Origin of the sequence: Aureispira anguillae, assembly GCF_026000115.1 — a bacterium.
GTDB lineage: Bacteria > Bacteroidota > Bacteroidia > Chitinophagales > Saprospiraceae > Aureispira > Aureispira anguillae.
In genome coordinates this window covers 26405-45353 of the sequence record NZ_AP026867.1, presented here as the reverse complement: position 1 = coordinate 45353, position 18949 = coordinate 26405, and the positions used below count along the sequence as shown (strand labels likewise).

Here is an 18949-nt window from a genome sequence, read left to right as displayed (position 1 = left end):
AGCATCCAACTTCGTAGATATAGACAACTAGAAAGTACCATTAGGAATACCTTAGTGGAAGAAAATGCAAATTCATCCTTGACAGAAGAAATTGATTTAATGCGTTTAATTGCGCTAAAAAAACTACTAACAGAAGCACCTGGTGGGTTAAACGACATTTATGATAATATTATTAAAACACCTGAATTAAAACAACAATATCAAAAAATAATAGAACGTATTCGCAAAGATTGGGAAACAGACGGCAGAATGGCTACTCTAAAAGAAAAAATCGAAAAAAAATTGCAACAAACCATGGAACGGGCACAAGATTCTCCCTGCCCTGACGAAGAACCTGAGCCTAAAAAGATACATGAAGCTGTATTAGAACAAAAAGATTTATCTGAATTGCCCCTATTCAATCAAGGCGTAGGTGACGCTTCTGTCATTGATAGCAATGATATTGATCAAGGAGCTACAGGCGATTGTTATTACCTATCTTCTGTGGCTGCTTTGGCAAGAATGCAACCTGAATTATTCCATGGCAAAAGTGCAATCATTAAAAAGAAAGGTGAAAACTATGAAGTAACGCTACACCTAAGAAAAGATAGAAATTCTAAAAAAAGAACCCCTACTATTATTACTGTGCGTCCTTCTACTTGGGTTAATCCAGAGGGAAAACCAATCTATCAAGGTTTAGGAGATGACGAACTTTGGGCTATCCTATTAGAAAAGGCTTATGCACAGGCTTTAGGAGGTTATGACAATATTGAAGGAGGAACAACTAAAGAAGCCTTAGAAGTCCTCACTGGCAAAGTAAGCAGTACCTATGACCCAGGAACAATGTCAACCGATGATTTAATGGAAAAGATACAAACGTCTATTGATTGCCAATATCCAACAACCTTTAATAGTAGGGGAACAGGTGAAAAGGAAGTAGAAATTTCTTTTGGAGGAAAAGTTCAAAAATTATTTCAAGGACATGCTTATACCTTAGATAAAATGGAAGGAGATCGTATTTTTCTCTACAATCCTCATGGAAAACATCATCTTGAGTTGGATAGTAAACTTCTCAAAACACATTTTTCTAACCTACAAATTCTTGAATTATGAATAGACTAATGTTCTTACTCCTCTTATTCATTGTTTGCAATAGTTGCCTTGCTCAGAAAAAGAACAATAAACTAGAAGCCGAACAAATTGCCCTCCGTTTTTTTATGGATAGTATTTATCCCAATCGTGTTATTCTAAAGGATAAGATTTTGTATGCTAATGGTAAAATTTGGCCAACTAATTTTTACACATTTGTTTATATAATCCCTTATTATAAGAACGTACTGAATCTCTATAATAAAGAAGAGGATTTTTATCACAAACACAAAATAATACCAACCTTCAATAAAATAAAAGGCAGGTACAAACCTAAAAAATGGGGGCTTATTAGAAAAAATGAAGACTGTTATAACTATCCAAAACAAGCCCCCAATGAACATAAAAAACCAAGATTTCCTCCCTCTGGTTTTTTAAATGTTTATTCTATGTCTTATGACAGTACTCATACCGAAAAATTAGTCGCTATTGAAATTATCATCAATGGGTTTTCGCAAGCGTATCAATGGGCTAGTTATGCCTTTGTTATCAAAGACAAAAAAATCATCTATTGGAGAGAAAAAGAAGATTTAACACCTAAACGCAATAAGTGTTTTAAAAGTGGGACTTCCAACCTTGATTGAGCTAATACGTTTGAGCGATCTTCCTAGCCTTTTTATTACTGCGCCAGTTCAAAATTTTGCAACTACGCTAAAAAATCAGCGATAAAAGCATCTTTTTTGCTAAAAAATTGCCGTTATTAGAGGGTTTGTAATCCATAATCCACGATATTTGTACTTTATTTTAGGGCGCAAAATCCATGTAGAGAATCAATGAAGCTTATTAACAAGATATTTAATTCCATGAATGAGGAATTGCCTAAGTTTAATTCCCTTGACGAGGGCATTGACTTTCTTATGGGCTACCTTCATCGTTTTAGTGAAGATTTATGGGAACACGATTTTTATATTAATAAGCGCTGGATGGAAGTTCGTGATGATATTAATTTTCAGGAAGCCATTTTGCATGTTTTTGAAGACAATGGGCAATATCTTCGTATTCTAGATGGTGATATATCGACGGGTTCATGGGAATATACACTAGGGGGATTGGTGATAAAATTTGCAGGTAGGCATGAGTTGTACGAGCGAGTATTTCTAAATGAGAGCTTTTTTATTCTCAAAAAACATGGAGATCACAGTTCTAAAGGCAATCGATCCAAATACTTTTTTATTGCAACAGAATCCCTTGCCCGAAGAATGGAATGGACAGATTTGTTGGTGGTCATGTATGAAATTTATAAAAGCAATACCAACTATATGGCAATTGTAGTTGGCTTTTTCCTCTTAGTTGCGCTTATTATTATTCTCTCTATTATTTAATCGTTTTAAGCAATCCGTTTAAAACACCCCATCATCTAATACCTCAAAAGGATTTTTAGAAGTTTGTGGTATGCTTTCTGCCATCAATGTGTTGATTTTTGGCTGAATGCGCCATATCCCCAACGGATACATAGACAAGAGAATAAAAGCTCCCAAAGTGTCCCCCCAAGTTACCTTACGCTGTAATTCTGCCGTTTTTAGGGCTTTGGCAACAAAGTAAAAGCTATAGAAGGTACAAAATATAGAAAATAGATGTAGTAGAAGTAGTACAGTAAAGAATTTTATTTCCAAGGGAGATGCGCTGTAATTATAAACATTCGCCATTCCTAAAGAAAACAAGAGGTAGGCACAGGGAACAATAAGAAGGAACTTAAATCGCTTAATATTCATCCTATGTTCCTCTGGAATGATGGATTGCAAACCTACTCCTATCGACCATAACCAGCCCCATAAAATTCCCATACCCAAAAACAAAGGTACCATCAAAAGATCAAACAGAATAGGATTCAGGTTTCCCTCTATCGGAATAGATGTAAGTATTTCTCCAATTACAATTGTTTGTAAAAAAAATGGTAGACCAAAAATCAATGCAAATAACTGCCAATGCTTTGCGTTCAAAAACCAATTCATCATCTGTTTTATTTATAGGGGTTCTCAAAAGAATAAACAATCAATTACCAAACAATGCCATTGCTTTAATAGTTCCTAAATCCCAATACGTTGCGGTACTTTCTATCATAAAAAAGAGCTTAACCCATTCAGGTTAAGCTCTATCATATTTTGTATGGTATAAAATTTAGACCATAGAGTAAAGCCTCAAAAATAATCTATCGTTTTGCCTAATTTTTTTGTTCCCTTTTAGCCTAAAATTTTGAGTGCGTAATTTATGACACTTCGCAATTTTACACGAAAAGAAATCCAAAAATATTGCTGCTCATTTTCGATACCTTATTTTTTCTTCTTTACTAACTTTCTTTTGGTTTCATAGACTGCAAATCCATTGAGTCAATAAATTTCGTTGTAAAATCACCCGAAATAAACTGCTCATTGTCCATCAATGCACGGTGAAAAGGAACAGTAGTTTTGATTCCTTCTACAATAAATTCATCCAATGCACGACGCATTTTGCTAATACATTCCTCTCTTGTTCTTGCCTTACAAATCAACTTAGCAATCATAGAATCATAATAAGGAGAAATGGTATAACCAGCATAAACATGGGTATCTACACGAATTCCATGCCCTTTTGAGCTATGAAAAGAAGTAATTTTTCCTGGACAAGGACGGAAATTAGCAAAAGGATCTTCCGCATTGATACGACACTCAATCGCATGCATGGTTGGATAATAATTGTCTCCAGTGATCTTTTCACCAGCCGCAATTTTGATTTGCTCACGAATCAAATCATAATCAATTACCTCTTCTGTTACCGTATGTTCTACTTGGATACGAGTATTCATCTCCATGAAGTAGAAATTGTGATATTTATCTACCAAAAACTCAACGGTACCAACACCTTCGTAATTAATTGCCTTACCAGCAGCAATCGCAGCATCTCCCATTTTTTCTCTAACCTCATCGGTCAAATATGGAGAAGGAGACTCTTCCAATAATTTTTGGTGACGACGTTGTATAGAACACTCTCTTTCCGAAAGATGACATACATTGCCATATTGATCTCCAGCAATTTGGATTTCGATGTGGCGAGGCTCCTCTACAAATTTTTCGACGTACATACCATCATTACCAAAAGCAGATCTAGCCTCATTTTGAGCAGCATTAAGGTTTTCTTCTAAGGTCTCTTCATTCCAGACCAAACGCATTCCTTTTCCACCGCCACCAGCAGTAGCTTTTAACATAATAGGGTATCCTACTTCAGCAGCAATAACCTTGGCATCGTCAAAGTTTTTGACCAAGCCATCAGAACCAGGAACAACAGGTACACCTGCTTTAATCATGGTTTCTTTTGCTGTAATTTTGTCTCCCATTTTGCGAATGTGCTCTGGTGTAGGTCCAATAAACTTGACCCCTGTTTGAGAACAAATCTCAGCAAATTCAGCATTTTCAGCCAAAAATCCATAACCTGGATGTACAGCATCAGCATTGGTAATTTCTACCGCTGCCATAATGTTTGGAATATTTAAATAAGACAAATTACTAGCAGCAGGTCCAACGCAAACTGCTTCATCAGCAAAACGGACATGCAAACTATCAGCATCAGCAGATGAATAAATTGCAACCGTTTTGATGCCCATCTCTTTGCAAGTTCGAATGACACGCAAAGCTATTTCGCCTCGATTGGCGATTAATATTTTCTTGAACATAGTATTCGTTTTTGATTAGGACTTTTGCATGTTATCAAGACAGAGATTCATTCACAATGAATTCTGTTCTGTTAACATACTTAATGAAATTCCTCTAGTGAACGCAATAGCGTGCAAATTATACTGGTTCTACCAAGAATAATACTTGTCCATATTCAACTGGGCTAGCATCTTCTACCATTACTTTAACAATACGTCCTTCTACCTCTGCTTTTACCTCATTGAACAATTTCATCGCCTCAATCAAACAAACTGTGTCGTCATTACCTATTGAATCTCCCACTTTTACAAAAGCTCCTTTTTCTGGAGATGGAGAACGATAGAATGTTCCTACCATTGGCGATTTTATTTCAATGTAGTTATTTGCCTCTTCTTTGGGCGCCTCAGTAGTAACCGCTGGAGCAGCAGCATTATCTACAGCAGGAGTAGCAGCTACAGGTGCAGCTACGGGAGCAGCTACAGTAGGAACTTGCATACTAGGCATAACAGAAGGTTGTTGAACAATCACTTCTTTTTGAGTAGAATAACTTTTGGTACGAATACTGAATTTTGAAGACTCATCTTCATATTTGAATTCGCTGATTTTACTTTTTTGAATCAACTTAATGAGTTCTTTGATTTTCTCAAACTCCATAGTAAGTTCGTTTTTATTAGGTATAAAATATAAGTTTCTATTATTATAATTTTATCACAAAATACAGTTTATACAATAATTAAGTTGTGATAAAACTTATTATTTCTTCATGCGCTCCATATAAGCCCCTGTTTCAGACTCAATTCTAATCAAATCACCCTCTTTGATAAACAAAGGAACACGTACTTCTGCACCCGTTTCTACTGTAGCAGGAGTCAAGGTATTGGTCGCAGTATTTCCTTTTGCACCAGGTTCCACCTCTGTTACTTCCAAGATGATGTATTGAGGCAAGGAGCAAGACAAAGGAATTTCTTTTTCAGCGTGAAAAAGCACCTCAACATCCATTCCTTCTTTCAAGAACTGAACATTATCCAACATCTCTTTCAAGACATCAATTTGTTCGTAAGTATCATTATTCATAAAATATAGACGATCTTCATCGTCGTATAAATACTGATATTTGCGACGCTCTACTCGTACATCTTGAATTTTGTGTCCAGCAGGGAAAGTATAATCTACTACTTTACCATTGGTCAAGTTCTTTAATTTTGTACGCACAAAAGCATTACCTTTTCCAGGCTTTACATGTTGGAATTCTACTATAATGTAAGTATGCCCATTATGCTCTAGGCACATCCCTTTACGAATATCTGATGTTGTTGCCACTTGTATGTTGTTTTGTATAAAAATTTGTAAATTTAACCTGAATTGGTTGGTCTTACAAGTTCATATTTTTAGGAACTAAAAAGAAATTTGAGACAAATATAAGGGTTCTATGACAAAAAGCAATTATTTGGTACGCATATCTATTTTTGAATTACCAACCGTTTTAAACAAAAACTTCACAAACAACTGACAATCAAACAAAACCCTAAACAAAACAGCTTTAATTTATGAATGAACTTTTCATTTACACTCCAGTCTCTAGTCCTAGAATTTCTTATATTTTTGACTTAATATTCAATCAAATTTTAGGCATTCCTAAAGTAAACCTTACCTCCGATTTATATGCTTTTGTTCAATTATCTGGCGTTGCCAAGATAAACTATAGCCGTAGTTACATCAGTGACATTCCGCATTTTTATCCTCATAAATTATTGCAAGAGACCAGCATAGACAAAAAACTTAAACCAATATTTAAAAAGCATCAAGACTTAAATGCCGCTTTTTTTCATATTCCTACAGAAAAAAACAACAAAGCAGCGCTCCCCTTTGATCCCTTTGCTCTTTCTTTTTATTTGGTTAGTCGTTACGAAGAATATTTACCCTTTACAGCAGATCAATACGGGCGATTTTCAGCCACTTCTAGTGTTGCTTACAAAAATCGATTTTTACAACAGCCCCTAATTAATTTTTGGGCTTTAGCAATCAAGAAGCTATTAATTCACCAATATCCTCAACTCAATAGCTATCCTCCTCAATATCAATATACCGCAACGTATGACATTGATTATGCCTATGCTTTTTTGCAAAAAGGTTTTTTTAGGCAAATTGGTGCTTTCGGACGCAACCTTTTGCAACGGGATAAAGAAACCTTAATGTTGCAATTAAAAACATGGTTTAGGTTACAAAAAGACCCCTACGACACGTTTGATTACTTACAAGAATTGGATCGCAAATTTGATTTGTCCCCGATTTATTTTTGGCTAATTGGAGATTATGGAACCTATGATAAAAACATTCATTACAACAATCGTCATTTTCGGCAACTCATTCAAAAAAATGCACAAAATTACCGCACAGGTATTCATCCTTCTTTTGGTTCTCAGAAGCATCAAGACCTTGTTGACAAAGAAATTAATCGGTTAGAAAAGGTCACCCAAAAACGCACCACAAGAAGCAGACAACACTTTTTGATGTTGCAATTTCCTCAAACCTATCAACGCCTAGTTAACCTAAGCATTCAAGAAGATTATTCCATGGGTTATGCCCGCCATTTAGGTTTTAGAGCAAGTATAGCCACTCCTTTTTTTTGGTATGATTTAGAAGCGGAAAAAGCAACAAACTTGCTAATTTTTCCTTTTCAATTGATGGATGTCACCTTTAATTCTTACCTCAAACTTTCCCCTGAACAAGTGCTAGAACAAGCACTTCCTGTTATTAACAATACAAAAAAGGTGGGAGGGCATTTAATCAGTATTTGGCACAACAGTTCTTTGTGTGAAGCTTGGCAATGGAAACAGTGGCGTACTGTTTATGAACACATTATTGTAGCAGCCAGCCCAAAAACGAAATAGATTAATGAGATAATTCTATCTGATCTTGAACCTGCTCTGCTATGGTTCTATCCATCCCTATTTGGTCGGCAAATTTGTATAACTCTTCCCTATTCATTTTTCTTTTTTTCACCTTTATAGCAATTTCTAGGGTATAGTCCTGCGCTATTTGGAATAGCTTTTTTTGTTTTGGGAGATCTAAACCAAACATTTCGGCAAAGACTTGTAGCTTATTCTGTTCTTTTTTATCAAAAGAATTGTCGGTAAGTGCTACTGCGGCAACAATAAGAAAAATTGTAGCACGGGCAGCTTGACTAACTTGCTCACAATCCGAAGCGGTCAGAAAAGGCGCTTGCATCAAATCACTTAACCGCCCCATTTTATCGTTTAGAAAATGCTCAAAAAACAAGCGTTCTTTTTCTTCAATTCGACCATCTATCCGAGCCATCTCAACCAGCATTCTAGACATAATTTTCTTGTCATAATCTACGGTTAATGGATGTTGTCGGATATAAACCTCAAAAGCAGAAAATTGAGTTGCCAAATGCCAGTTGCCCGTTGTTTCTATATAAACAATTTCGTCTGTAATTTCTTCAAAAGCATGAACCACAGCCGCCTCAATCTCCTTGGTAGAAAACTGAACCAATGCTGCCTTATCTTCTGCGGTAATTGTTGAATGGGCTTGACTGTCCTTCGAGTTCTTTTTTTTGCGTCTAGTCAATGCTCTCAATAAGAGCGAACGCATTTCGGTAGGTTTTTTGACCATCCGACCAAACTTTTCAGAGCTTTGCATTTTTTCTATGACTACCTCACTTTCGAATTCCTGTTCCTCAATCGAAAAAGTACAATGTATTTTATTTCCATTTTGCACCTTTTCTACTAAATATGGCTTAATTGACTTATAGGTCAGTTCTATCATGATATTTGACTTAATCCTTGTCCGATCTAAACTTTGGGTCTTTTGATATGTCTTCTGAGCTCATCGTGACCATCATCAGAACCATTTTTTTCCTTCTTTTTTGCAGCTTCTTCTTCTTCCTTTTGCCCTTCCAATACGATTTGAAAATTATTAACAATGGCTCCAATAACAAGATTAATCAAAAGATAGGCAGCAATAATCATCCAAGAAACGTGATAAAAAGTAATCACGCCATTCGAAGCAGCAGGAACACTGCCTTTGATTTCTTGATTAGATAGCAAATTATATCTCAAATCTGTCCAATCCTCTCCTGTTAATATCCGAAATAAGGTAAAAAATGCCTCTCCCAAATCCCCATAAGGATCAGGATTGCTTGCCGTTAATTTGATGTGTTCTGAATTTTGGTAGTCGGGATTCCGAAAAAGTGTCACGCCAATAATGGCGTAAATATACATAATCAATAAAAAGAGCACCGCAATATAGGAAAGAGAGCGAATAGACTTAATCAAAACGCCGATCAACAACTGAAGTTCTCCAATAGCACGAATAGAACGAGTGAGTTGTACTACTCTCAAAATTCTTAAGGTAGACATGATATTTTTTTGTTCGGCACTGCTCTCCAATATTATATCTGCTACTTCGGGAATAACCCCAATAACTAAAATAAAAATATCAAACCAGTTCCACCAATCTTGTACATACTCCTCGGTTGTTCTTCTTCCTGTCCAACGAATAATGATTTCTAAGAAAAAGATAAAGAGAATAGAAAGCTGAATAATACGGATAGAATCAGGAGCATTATCATAGGTCTGCACACCTATCAATAATCCATTCAAGATAATTAAAAACATGATTCCAACTGTAAACCATTTATTGTCTACAATTTGCCTTGCTAGAAGTCTGTACTTTGATCTATTTTTTCCCATATCCAATATTCAGCATATTTACACTAAAATAATGCGTTCACAAGTATAAACATAAACATCCTTTTTCACAAAAAGAAAGCAGATAAAATCAAGTAGTAAATAGTAGTTTTTCGTATAAAAAAAAATCCCACAAACTTTTTAGTTTGCGGGACATTTATAGAGGTCGGAAGCGGATTCGAACCGCTGTAGGAGCTTTTGCAGAGCCCAGCCTAGCCGCTCGGCCACCCGACCATCGTTCCTTGATGGAATGCAAATATAGTGTCTTTTTTTTAGATTGCAAATTTCATGCTTCTTTTTTTTGAACTTATTTCAAACAATCAAGCTAAATAGCTCATTATCAATGAAAATATTTTTTATTTTTTTTGCCAATCAATTTCCTCTACTAATTCATCAAAAAATTTCTGATAATCGACCAATCTTTGTGGAGCGTCATTTCTATTATAAATTATTTTTTGTCCCTGCTCTGTTTTTAAGCTGGTGATACAAACAGGAAAGTCTATAATGCCAAGCCCCTTAACAGGATATTTATTGCCCAAATCATGATACCCAATTAAATCCGCTTTTTGGAGTAATTTTGTCAACAATTCTTTGGGGATGGTTGCCTGGTATTGCCCCATAAATTCTACATTCTTCTTTCCATGATAAGTGGCGAAACCATTGGCATAGAACTTAACCTCATAATAGGGACAATTGCCATAACAAGTTGTTCGCTCTAAGGAAGCCACTAAAAGCGACTCATCAATCTGTTGAGCGGTACTTGCTGTTCCTATAAATAGAAACAATAGAAAAAATAGTAGGTTTTGCATAGTCCCAATGAATCTATTTTAAAGAAGTTGTTTAAAAATGGAATTACTTTGTGAGTGCTTCGCAGTTTTGTTGATAATGAGTACTAATTTTTAGATAAACAAGGCATGAGCATAGCGAACTGCGCAGGCTTATAGCTAGAGCTATAAGCGTTAAGCATATTTTCTTCATAGCAGCGCTATGGAGAAAATTTTTAACGCAGAGTAGCTAGAAATTAGCTTTCATTAGTGATGTAAGGCTATTCTTAAACAACTTCAATATTAAAGATGCGACAATAACATTATATCATCGCATCCTCAAAGTTATACTATATATCAATGTACTTTCTCCCTAACTAAACCTTAAGGTTAGGATCATTAGGATCAAAGTCATCCTTAATGTCACCAGGCATAGGAAAATCAGGGTTGTCCATATCGTCTGGAAAATCAGGAATATCAATTGCATCTACATCATGTACATGTACCTCTTCCCCATTATCATTAACAATAGGATCGTCAAAATTCTCGACCACTTCAGGTTCATAGTTCTCAACAATAGGAGGCGTTGAAGGGCTAGGAACTGGCGCATTCATAGATTTATTAAAATCAATATCTACTCCACCAACAGGCTGCATAAACTCGTTCATAAGTTGATTCAACCTAAAGGCAATATCATCTGCATTGGCTCCGTAACTTAATTCTTCTTTCAACTGCATCAATTTCATGGTAGATTTCATGCGCTCAGCAGATTCCACTTGAGCGTTCTTTTGCTTAATCCCATCAATTTGTTGTTGTAGTTTTACTTTGGCAGCTTCTTCTCTAGCCACCACCATATCACGAGCAGAACCACTGATGAACGTTTCGATTGCTTCTACCATAGAGTTGAGAATTTTGTGTACAACTCTAGCCGAGAAACCACCCAAGAAGGCCAACAATGGCTTATAAGTCATAAAACCACCCAACTCTCTTGATTTGGTCATATTATTGGCAACATCGCTAACGTCTTCTCCCAATATTTCTGGCGATACAAAAATAAATTGCGCCAAAATAACACCAGAAACGATCCCCAAAACAAATCGAATCCAATAGATAGAATCATATTTAGGATCGTAAGAGTTTTTAGTAATGTATTTATAAACTTCAAACAAAGCATAAAAGGAAGCCCCTAAGGCTGCCATACAAATGATGACCAACTCATTGTAAACAAAAGCAAGCCCTTCGTAAGAAAGAATATCACCATTTACACTGATCGAATCAACTTCCTTGGCAAAGAACAAGCCCAAAAATGTCAGCAAACAAAACATGGTAATCATGTTTAACCGACGTACCAACGGAACAGGACCTAACAACCCAAATAGACCTTTGCGTTTATTGGTCTCCATCAATAACACAGTTGCAGGAGTCGCTGGTGCAATCACTCTTGCCAATTCTCTATGCAAATCTCCAATTAGCGCCATATTGAGCGATCGAGGATCCAATTGCTCTACATTTCCTGCTTTTATTTCATGGTTTAACTCATGTGCAATAGCATTTAAATCCGACATTTGCTTGAGTATATGCGATGGGATTGTTTTTCCCTGCGATTGTGCATAACGCACCATTGTCTCGCATTCTTCCAAGGTTTTTGTTTGATTTCTAAATGAGATAATATCCTCTAATGATTTAATTTGTTGTTTTGCCATGTTCTTTTATCTTTGGTCGATAGATTGTTTATAGTGGGTAACCTGCTTGGTTAGAGATAGAAATACACGGTAGGATAAATACAATATGCCTTTCCTCCCCTGCCTCAAGACTAGCTAAAATAACTTATTTTACAAGCCTTAGCCCCAATTGGTTTAAGGTAAATATATTATAAAATTTGTACTTTTCTAAAGTAAAAGTTTTTTTTATCAAAAAATACCGTACTTTTGCAGAGCTAAAATATGATTTAGAATATCTTGATTAGTAATCAATACAAAACATTAAACAAAAATGGGTGTCTACCTAACAAAAGAAAAAACTGCTGAAATTTTTACAAAATACGGTGGTTCTGCGAAAAATACAGGTTCTACAGAAGGACAAATTGCATTACTTACTTTTCGCATTCAAAATCTTTCCGAGCATCTAAAAGCAAACCACAAAGATCATTCTACTAGACGTTCTTTGTTGAAAATGGTTGGTCACAGACGTTCTCTTTTGGGATATTTGGCTGGCAAAGATGTTGTAAAATATCGTGAGCTTATTAAAGAGCTAGGTATAAGAGATGTTCTTGGTAAGAACAAATAAGAATAATATAAAAAAGTTTGAAAGTGCTTCGGAACCGAAGCACTTTCTTTTTTTAGAATAGTGTGCTGCCCAATATTGAATTGGTCGCATATTGGGCTTAGCCCCAAGCTTCAGTAATTAAAAAAGCTGTCGCATTTTTGGATGACGTGATATGTAAATGGCATATCATGATGGATAATATTACTTAAAACTTAAAATTTTACCAACATGGGTAAACAAACACCAACAGCTGTGTCCAAAGTAATTTCTGGACAAGAAATTACATTAGAAAGTGGCAAACTAGCTGCTTTAGCAGACGGATCAGTTGTATTGCGCCACGGAAATATGTGGCTACTAGCAACCGCTGTATCTGCACTAGAAGCAAAGCCTGATCAAAGCTTTTTTCCTTTAACTGTTGAATTTCGTGAAAAATTTTCGGCAGCTGGGCGTATTCCTGGCAACTTTTTTAAGCGTGAAGCACGTTTGTCGGATAGCGAAATCCTAATTTGTCGCTTGATTGATCGTGTTATTCGCCCAATGTTTCCTGATGGTTACATGAACGAAACACAAATCTTTGTGTATTTGATCTCTGGTGATAAAGAGATTTTGGCAGATGCTTATGCAGCTTTTGCGGCCTCTGCTGCCCTAGTTGCTTCTGAAATTCCTTTCGAAAATCCTATTTCTGAAGTACGTGTAGCTCGTATTGATGGAGAATTCGTAGTTAACCCAACTAGAACGGTTCTAGAAGCTGCTGATATGAACTTTATTGTAGGTGGTACAATGGACAACATCGCAATGGTTGAGGGTGAGGCGGATCAATGTTCTGAGGCAGAATTAATTGAGGCGATCAAATTTGGTCATGAAGCGATCAAAGAGCAATGCCAACTGCAACTAGACTTGCGTGCTGCTTTAGGTATTACTGAAAATAGAGCTACAGAAGAGCAACCTTCTAATCCTGAATTGGAAGCTGAAATCAATGCGGCTACTACTGATAAAATTTACGCTATTGCCAAAGGTTCTCTTAGCAAAAAAGAGCGTAAAGATGGCTTTTCTCTAATCAAAGATGAGTTGAAAGAAAACTTGTTGGAGAAATATGGAGAAGAGTATATGGCAGAAAATGACAAATTTGTTAGCGAATACTTCTACAACAACATGAAAAATACCATCCGTGAGATGGTTATGGCTGAAAAGGTTCGTTTGGATGGTCGTCAACCCGATCAAATTCGCCCAATTTGGTGTGAGGTAAATTCACTGCCTTCTCCTCATGGTTCTTCTATTTTTAATAGAGGTGAAACTCAGGCTTTGGCTACGGTTACCTTAGGTTCCAAATTGGATCAGCCTATGGTTGATACGGCAATGGATCAACGTTATGATAAATTTTTCTTGCATTATACCTTCCCTCCTTTCTGTACCAATGAAGTGAAACGTGTAGGTGGTGTATCTCGTAGAGAAGTTGGGCATGGTAATTTGGCTCGTCGTTCTTTAGAGATGGTTTTCCCAGCGGATTATCCTTATACGGTACGAGTAACATCTGATGTATTAGAATCAAATGGTTCTTCTTCTATGGCATCTGTTTGTTCTGGCTCTATGGCCTTAATGGATGCTGGTGTTCCAATCAAGGCTCCTGTATCTGGAATCGCAATGGGATTGATTTCTGACGGAGATCGTGCTGTTGTTTTATCGGATATTTTGGGTGATGAGGATCACTTAGGAGACATGGATTTTAAAGTAACGGGTACTTCAGATGGTATCTGTGCTTGTCAGATGGACATCAAAATTGATGGTTTGGATTATGATCTTTTGGCTACTGCATTAGAGCAAGCTCGTGCAGGTCGTTTGCATATCCTTGGATTGATGAACGATACCATTCCTACGCATAACGAAGACCTCAAACCTCATGCTCCTCGCATTGTTCGCTACGAAATTCCTGGTGACAAAATTGGAGCAGTTATCGGACCTGGTGGTAAAATTATCCAAGGTATCCAAGCAGATACTGGTGCTACAATTACCATTGAAGAAGAAAACAAAAAAGGAATTGTCTTTATTTCTGGTGTGGGCAAAGAAACCGTTGATGCAGCCTTGGCGATTATCAAAGGAATTGCTGCTGAAGCAGAAGTAGGCGAACAATATGATGCAAAAGTAGTTAGCATTATGCCTTATGGTGCTTTTGTTGAATTTATGCCTGGCAAAGAGGGCTTATTGCACGTTTCTGAGATTTCTTGGGCTAGAATTGAGAATGTAGAAGATGCAGTAAGTGTTGGTGATGTGCTAAAAGTTAAACTATTAGCGATTGATGAGCGTACTGGCAAATACAAACTTTCTCGTAAAGTCCTAATGGACAAACCTGAAGGTTATGTAGAGCGCCCTCGCAAACCTCGTCAAGATAGAGGAGATCGCAATGGCAACAAAGGTGGTTACAAAAAACACAACAACAGAAACTAGTTTGCTGAACTAGTCGAATATATTGCGAGCAGTCTTTTTTTTAATCATAGTCCGTTGATTGTTAAAAAGACTGCTCGCTTTTTTATCTTAGATCAAATAATCTTTATTTTGTACGAGTTAACCAATATTCAGACGAAACTAGATAAAAACCAATGGATTTATACAAATTAATAGCAGCTTCATTTTCTTTTTTTACACGGAGTTTAAATTGAAGTTTGGGGATTGTTTTTCTATACAACATCATTGTTTGTTCCAAGAATATCTTACCGAATCCTTTTCTCCGATGCATGGGAGCTATCACAAATTGAATAATCTCTCGTTGTATCTCATGCGCACTGACAACACAAACGCCCACTATTTTATCTTTCCAAACCAATACCGTTATTTGTTCATCTTGAATATTTCGAACAAGTACTTTGGGGCTAGCTGCTCCAAATTCTTCCAATAAATTCTGGATAATAATTTGTTCCGAAATACGATCAACAGCTAAACGCACTGTTAATTCTTTAGTCTCGGATAATTTAATTATATCCGTATAATGCCACTCTTGATAAGTTTTACTCTGTTCAAATAATAAATCTACCATGAAAGGAATCAAATCTGCTTCTTTTTCTTGAAGACAAATTCTTATAGAAGTTCTTGTATATTTATCCCACACTTGAACAAAATAGGACAACAAGTTTTTTTTTATAATTTGGTTCGTTGCATATAACTCTAATTCTACTAAATTTCCTGTACCAACAGGAAAATATCGAATAAACCCAACTGTTTCATTTTCTATTATTGCCAAATACCAATCGTTAGGATTAACCTCCTTAAAATAATCTACCTCATCCTTCAAATCAACTTCCTCTCCATAAGAAGCTTCTAATAACGATGCTATTTTATTAAGTTGCTCTTCATTATTAATTGGTTGTATTGTCATCATTTTAGAATTATTCGTTCTAGGATTCGTGTTGGGTTCGGTATTCTGTAAGGATAGTCTCTAGTATGTGCAACATGCCAATTATTGATGATTAGCACATTTTTCTTTTTTTAGCAAATACCCTTCTCTTTCTGATAAAGAAAAGGAATTGGTAACAATCAACAAAGTATCTCGGAAACTTTCTGCTCCATCCGCTAGTCTAAGCAACAAGAATTCTTATGCTAACTCAATAAATTGGTTATAAGAGACTTTTGCTAACTTGACAAAATCTTTTTTTGCCAATCAAGAGCCTGATAAAGCTGTTCTTGGGTCATAACCGCAACTAGGTTTTTGATATAAATTAATAGATGTTCCCATTACATCAGGTCGATAATCAAAGCAACGATATCTAAATTCACATTCTTGGCAGCCTTCTATTTTATCTTTATTACTCTTGGAACATAGGATTTGCCAAAAGATCTGCTAAACGATGTTCTTTCATATCAATCAGTAACAGGTTTCCTTGCATAAAATTATTATATGAGAAGATTATCCATCAAATCAATCGCCATCATCAGGATTGGTTAGAATTGTTATAGAAAAATAGGTCGAGATATTATTATTTAAATGCTCATACAAATCCCCTATTGCTTGGTAAATAGCTTCAACCTCTGCTGTGTTAGCGGATAAATCTTCTTCTAGTGTTAGCGTTCTAGCATTTATTAAAGATTCGATGGTTTGAATTTGTGTTGTAATATCAGTAGTAGCCGTTCCATCATTCACCAAATAGGCTAAATAACTTCCAATCCCTTTGTTTTCATCGCCAAAAATCTGCTGGATGCCCTTCAAATTGTATAGAATTATATCCCATGAAAAATGCGCATAAGGGCTTTCTAAATATTCCGTATGAATCAAGCCATCCGCACTTTCCTTTCCTAAGGCTTTGCCAATTTTTTTACGTGCCATTGTTTGACTCATGTGAATCAATACATTGCTAAAGTTTCCAATTCCTCCCTGAGTACTATTATCAGTAGCCATACTAATTTGATGTGCATAGTCTGATTTCCATTGCTTATAGATTTGCGCTATAATCGCTTTGGTATTTTTAATACAAGCCAACAGATAAGCGGCTCTCCTAAGCTTAAAATTAGCCGTCTGATATTGATCCAAAACAACCTGTTGGTTCTTATTCGCATCAAAAAGAAGATATTCTATGCTCGCTAAGCCTTTTGTATAAGAACTTCTCCCTGCAATATAAGAAGAGTCAATTAACACGGTATCGGCAATTGCATTTTCAATATAAGTGGCACTAATTGGTGTATTATCCAACTGGAGATAACGATAGGCTTCTCTGCCAGGTCCAAAATAAAGCAATTCTACTGCCGACCAACTGCGCATGGTCGATTTCCAAGCATCTTGTACCACAACCAAACTTGTAGCTGTAGGACTTCCAATAAAATGATTACAAGCAACTTCTAATGCTTGATTTTTTGCCAACAAGTCTTCATAACTAGGCAATACATAATCATTGACGATACCTTCTAACAGCTGTTGTTTATCAAAATCTTGTTGTTTTTTGCAGCTGCCAAAATTCATGATTACAAAAAACAAGGCTAGCATTATTGGCACTAATTTATACATAAGCAATCTTTTAAAGTGATTTTACAAATAAAATGAGCTGTTGGCGCTCCTCTGCTGACATTTTGCGGAAAGCTTCCTTAGATGCTTCTCCTTCTCCACCATGCCACAGAATTGCCTCTTCTAGATTTCGAGCACGCCCATCGTGCAAAAACTCTGTGTGCCCATTTACCGTTTCTACCAAACCAATCCCCCACAAAGGAGCCGTTCGCCATTCTTGCCCATTGGCTAAAAATTCGGGGCGGTTATCTGCCAACCCTTCTCCCATATCGTGCAACAATAAATCAGTATAAGGATAAATGGTTTGGTTGGACAAGGCACTAAATTTAGGATGTGTGCCTGTGGTATATTTTTGTACATGGCATTTTTGGCAATTGGCTTGTAGAAATAGAGCTTTGCCCTTCAAAACTTCTTGGTCATCCCAATCTCTACGCCCAGGAACCGCCAAGGTGCTAGAATATAATTCTACACGATCCAACACTTGTTCGTCCAATTCATAACCATCACTATTGTTTCCGTTTGGAGCAGCCTGACAATCGGGTTGTAGGTTGGTGTGATTTTCATTTCTAAATAAAGAAGAAGTAATACCGATGTCACCAACAAAAGCACCAGCCACCTGTTGGCGTACATTAGGATGTCCAGATTTCCAGCCAAAACGACCTAAGTCCATTGTGTGAGTTTCTTGATTGTATACATAATTGGCTTTTCCTGAAATTCCATCAGCATCTAAATCTTGCTCATCAATGTAAGCCTCTATAGCAGAAATTTCAATGGCATCCAACAAGCCCATACCCACCATTTGATTGGCAACACGAGGTGAGATCAGAACGTTATTATCCATTGCTCCATAAGCTAAATCGTGAAAGGTATAAGTTGGCTTACGCAAAGAATAAGTTGTGCCATCTGCATAAGCTCCTACTTCTTCGACATAATGAATTTCAAAATTCCCCTCTCCATTAATGCCATTAATTGCGCCAGGGCTAAATTGCCCCCCATAAATTGGTTCATCTAAAGGACCACCATTGGCATCGGTTCCAGGTATACTCAATCGAATTAGCATACCATGTCCAAATACTTCCCCAAACTCAGGCGTTCTGCCTCTCCCATCTTTAAAGTGACAACCAGAACAGGCCGTTTCATTAAATAAAGGCCCCAAACCATCACGCCCTGTAGTAGATGCAACAGCCGTTACCCAACTTTGATTAAAAAAAGAATTTCCAGTCGTAAATTGTAAGGCTTCCATGCCTTTTAAATTGGGAGCCGAAAAGCTAAATGCATTTCTAGAGGCATTAAAAAAAGTCGTTTCTCCTCCCGAATACTGCTCTCCTTGTTCGGCGTATAAAATAGTTTCTTTTTGGCAAGCGGAAAAACTAATTGTAATAATCAGTGCTATTATAATAAAGTGAAGTTGTTTTTTCATAAGTATCATTCATTAACTCATAAGCAAGTGTATAAAACGCTTAGTTACTT

17 protein-coding genes and 1 tRNA gene are annotated in these 18949 nt (G+C 36.5%); 6 read left to right on the top strand and 12 right to left on the bottom strand.

Features of this window, described 5'->3' with window-relative positions:
- Window positions 1–54: 54 nt before the first annotated feature.
- From AsAng_RS00200 to AsAng_RS00190, 3 genes are all read left to right on the top strand, one after another.
- On the top strand, window positions 55–1092 hold the full coding sequence (locus AsAng_RS00200) for a C2 family cysteine protease (RefSeq protein ID WP_264790747.1): 1038 nt from the start codon (window positions 55–57) through the stop codon (window positions 1090–1092).
- Window positions 1089–1712: a hypothetical protein gene (locus AsAng_RS00195; protein ID WP_264790746.1), complete on the top strand. Its 624-nt coding sequence runs from the start codon at window positions 1089–1091 to the stop codon at window positions 1710–1712. Before AsAng_RS00200 ends, AsAng_RS00195 begins: the two co-directional genes overlap by 4 nt.
- A 219-nt stretch (window positions 1713–1931) precedes the next feature.
- On the top strand, window positions 1932–2450 hold the full coding sequence (locus AsAng_RS00190) for a hypothetical protein (protein WP_264790745.1): 519 nt from the start codon (window positions 1932–1934) through the stop codon (window positions 2448–2450).
- Window positions 2451–2468: 18 nt separating this feature from the next.
- Here the strand turns inward: AsAng_RS00190 and AsAng_RS00185 are convergent, their stop codons facing one another.
- The 4 genes from AsAng_RS00185 to efp form a co-directional block, all read right to left on the bottom strand.
- Window positions 2469–3083, bottom strand: coding sequence for a hypothetical protein (locus AsAng_RS00185; RefSeq protein ID WP_264790744.1), 615 nt, complete (start codon window positions 3081–3083; stop codon window positions 2469–2471).
- Between the two features lie 332 nt (window positions 3084–3415).
- On the bottom strand, window positions 3416–4774 hold the full coding sequence (gene accC, locus AsAng_RS00180) for an acetyl-CoA carboxylase biotin carboxylase subunit (RefSeq protein WP_264790743.1): 1359 nt from the start codon (window positions 4772–4774) through the stop codon (window positions 3416–3418).
- A 118-nt stretch (window positions 4775–4892) separates the two neighbouring features.
- A complete protein-coding gene (gene accB / locus AsAng_RS00175; RefSeq protein WP_264790742.1) occupies window positions 4893–5408 on the bottom strand; it encodes an acetyl-CoA carboxylase biotin carboxyl carrier protein in 516 nt (171 codons plus the stop codon).
- 99 nt (window positions 5409–5507) lie between these two features.
- Window positions 5508–6074, bottom strand: coding sequence for an elongation factor P (gene efp, locus AsAng_RS00170; protein WP_264790741.1), 567 nt, complete (start codon window positions 6072–6074; stop codon window positions 5508–5510).
- A gap of 227 nt (window positions 6075–6301) precedes the next feature.
- Between efp and AsAng_RS00165 the strand changes: the two genes are divergently transcribed.
- Window positions 6302–7645 carry a polysaccharide deacetylase family protein gene (locus tag AsAng_RS00165; protein WP_264790740.1) on the top strand — a complete coding sequence of 448 codons (1344 nt, stop codon included), beginning with the start codon at window positions 6302–6304 and terminating at the stop codon, window positions 7643–7645.
- Window position 7646: 1 nt separating this feature from the next.
- Here AsAng_RS00165 and AsAng_RS00160 read toward each other — a convergent pair whose 3' ends face one another.
- From AsAng_RS00160 to AsAng_RS00140, 5 genes are all read right to left on the bottom strand, one after another.
- Window positions 7647–8543, bottom strand: a complete 897-nt coding sequence (locus tag AsAng_RS00160; RefSeq protein ID WP_264790739.1) for a tellurite resistance TerB family protein — start codon at window positions 8541–8543, stop codon at window positions 7647–7649.
- Window positions 8544–8569: 26 nt separating this feature from the next.
- Entirely contained in the window at window positions 8570–9469 is a 900-nt protein-coding gene (locus AsAng_RS00155; RefSeq protein WP_264790738.1) for an ion transporter, read from the bottom strand.
- 160 nt (window positions 9470–9629) lie between these two features.
- Window positions 9630–9700, bottom strand: a tRNA-Cys gene (locus AsAng_RS00150).
- 122 nt (window positions 9701–9822) lie between these two features.
- Window positions 9823–10275, bottom strand: coding sequence for a DUF6438 domain-containing protein (locus AsAng_RS00145; protein WP_264790737.1), 453 nt, complete (start codon window positions 10273–10275; stop codon window positions 9823–9825).
- A gap of 332 nt (window positions 10276–10607) precedes the next feature.
- Window positions 10608–11933 (bottom strand): hypothetical protein, encoded by a 1326-nt coding sequence (locus AsAng_RS00140; RefSeq protein ID WP_264790736.1) that lies wholly within the window; start codon window positions 11931–11933, stop codon window positions 10608–10610.
- 289 nt (window positions 11934–12222) lie between these two features.
- On the opposite strand from AsAng_RS00140, the gene rpsO reads away from it, so the two are divergent.
- Together rpsO and pnp are read left to right on the top strand one after the other, a co-directional pair.
- On the top strand, window positions 12223–12516 hold the full coding sequence (gene rpsO / locus AsAng_RS00135; protein ID WP_264790735.1) for a 30S ribosomal protein S15: 294 nt from the start codon (window positions 12223–12225) through the stop codon (window positions 12514–12516).
- Between the two features lie 207 nt (window positions 12517–12723).
- Window positions 12724–14937: a polyribonucleotide nucleotidyltransferase gene (gene pnp, locus AsAng_RS00130; protein WP_264790734.1), complete on the top strand. Its 2214-nt coding sequence runs from the start codon at window positions 12724–12726 to the stop codon at window positions 14935–14937.
- 103 nt (window positions 14938–15040) lie between these two features.
- Here pnp and AsAng_RS00125 read toward each other — a convergent pair whose 3' ends face one another.
- The 3 genes from AsAng_RS00125 to AsAng_RS00115 all read right to left on the bottom strand — a co-directional run bounded on the left by AsAng_RS00125 (window position 15041) and on the right by AsAng_RS00115 (window position 18899).
- Complete coding sequence (locus AsAng_RS00125; protein ID WP_264790733.1) at window positions 15041–15865, bottom strand: GNAT family N-acetyltransferase; 825 nt, start codon at window positions 15863–15865, stop codon at window positions 15041–15043.
- A gap of 537 nt (window positions 15866–16402) precedes the next feature.
- A complete protein-coding gene (locus tag AsAng_RS00120; protein ID WP_264790732.1) occupies window positions 16403–17482 on the bottom strand; it encodes an imelysin family protein in 1080 nt (359 codons plus the stop codon).
- Window positions 17483–17492: 10 nt separating this feature from the next.
- Window positions 17493–18899, bottom strand: coding sequence for a di-heme oxidoreductase family protein (locus AsAng_RS00115; protein ID WP_264790731.1), 1407 nt, complete (start codon window positions 18897–18899; stop codon window positions 17493–17495).
- Window positions 18900–18949: the final 50 nt, after the last annotated feature.

Coding starts and splice junctions, on each gene's coding strand:
- AsAng_RS00160 (WP_264790739.1), bottom strand. CDS start 8,543: ATGATAGAACTGACCTATAAGTCAATTAAGCCATATTTAGTAGAAAAG.
- AsAng_RS00185 (WP_264790744.1), bottom strand. CDS start 3,083: ATGATGAATTGGTTTTTGAACGCAAAGCATTGGCAGTTATTTGCATTG.
- AsAng_RS00165 (WP_264790740.1), top strand. CDS start 6,302: ATGAATGAACTTTTCATTTACACTCCAGTCTCTAGTCCTAGAATTTCT.
- AsAng_RS00155 (WP_264790738.1), bottom strand. CDS start 9,469: ATGGGAAAAAATAGATCAAAGTACAGACTTCTAGCAAGGCAAATTGTA.
- AsAng_RS00195 (WP_264790746.1), top strand. CDS start 1,089: ATGAATAGACTAATGTTCTTACTCCTCTTATTCATTGTTTGCAATAGT.
- AsAng_RS00115 (WP_264790731.1), bottom strand. CDS start 18,899: ATGAAAAAACAACTTCACTTTATTATAATAGCACTGATTATTACAATT.
- AsAng_RS00190 (WP_264790745.1), top strand. CDS start 1,932: ATGAATGAGGAATTGCCTAAGTTTAATTCCCTTGACGAGGGCATTGAC.
- AsAng_RS00140 (WP_264790736.1), bottom strand. CDS start 11,933: ATGGCAAAACAACAAATTAAATCATTAGAGGATATTATCTCATTTAGA.
- accB (WP_264790742.1), bottom strand. CDS start 5,408: ATGGAGTTTGAGAAAATCAAAGAACTCATTAAGTTGATTCAAAAAAGT.
- AsAng_RS00145 (WP_264790737.1), bottom strand. CDS start 10,275: ATGCAAAACCTACTATTTTTTCTATTGTTTCTATTTATAGGAACAGCA.
- rpsO (WP_264790735.1), top strand. CDS start 12,223: ATGGGTGTCTACCTAACAAAAGAAAAAACTGCTGAAATTTTTACAAAA.
- accC (WP_264790743.1), bottom strand. CDS start 4,774: ATGTTCAAGAAAATATTAATCGCCAATCGAGGCGAAATAGCTTTGCGT.
- AsAng_RS00120 (WP_264790732.1), bottom strand. CDS start 17,482: ATGTATAAATTAGTGCCAATAATGCTAGCCTTGTTTTTTGTAATCATG.
- AsAng_RS00125 (WP_264790733.1), bottom strand. CDS start 15,865: ATGATGACAATACAACCAATTAATAATGAAGAGCAACTTAATAAAATA.
- pnp (WP_264790734.1), top strand. CDS start 12,724: ATGGGTAAACAAACACCAACAGCTGTGTCCAAAGTAATTTCTGGACAA.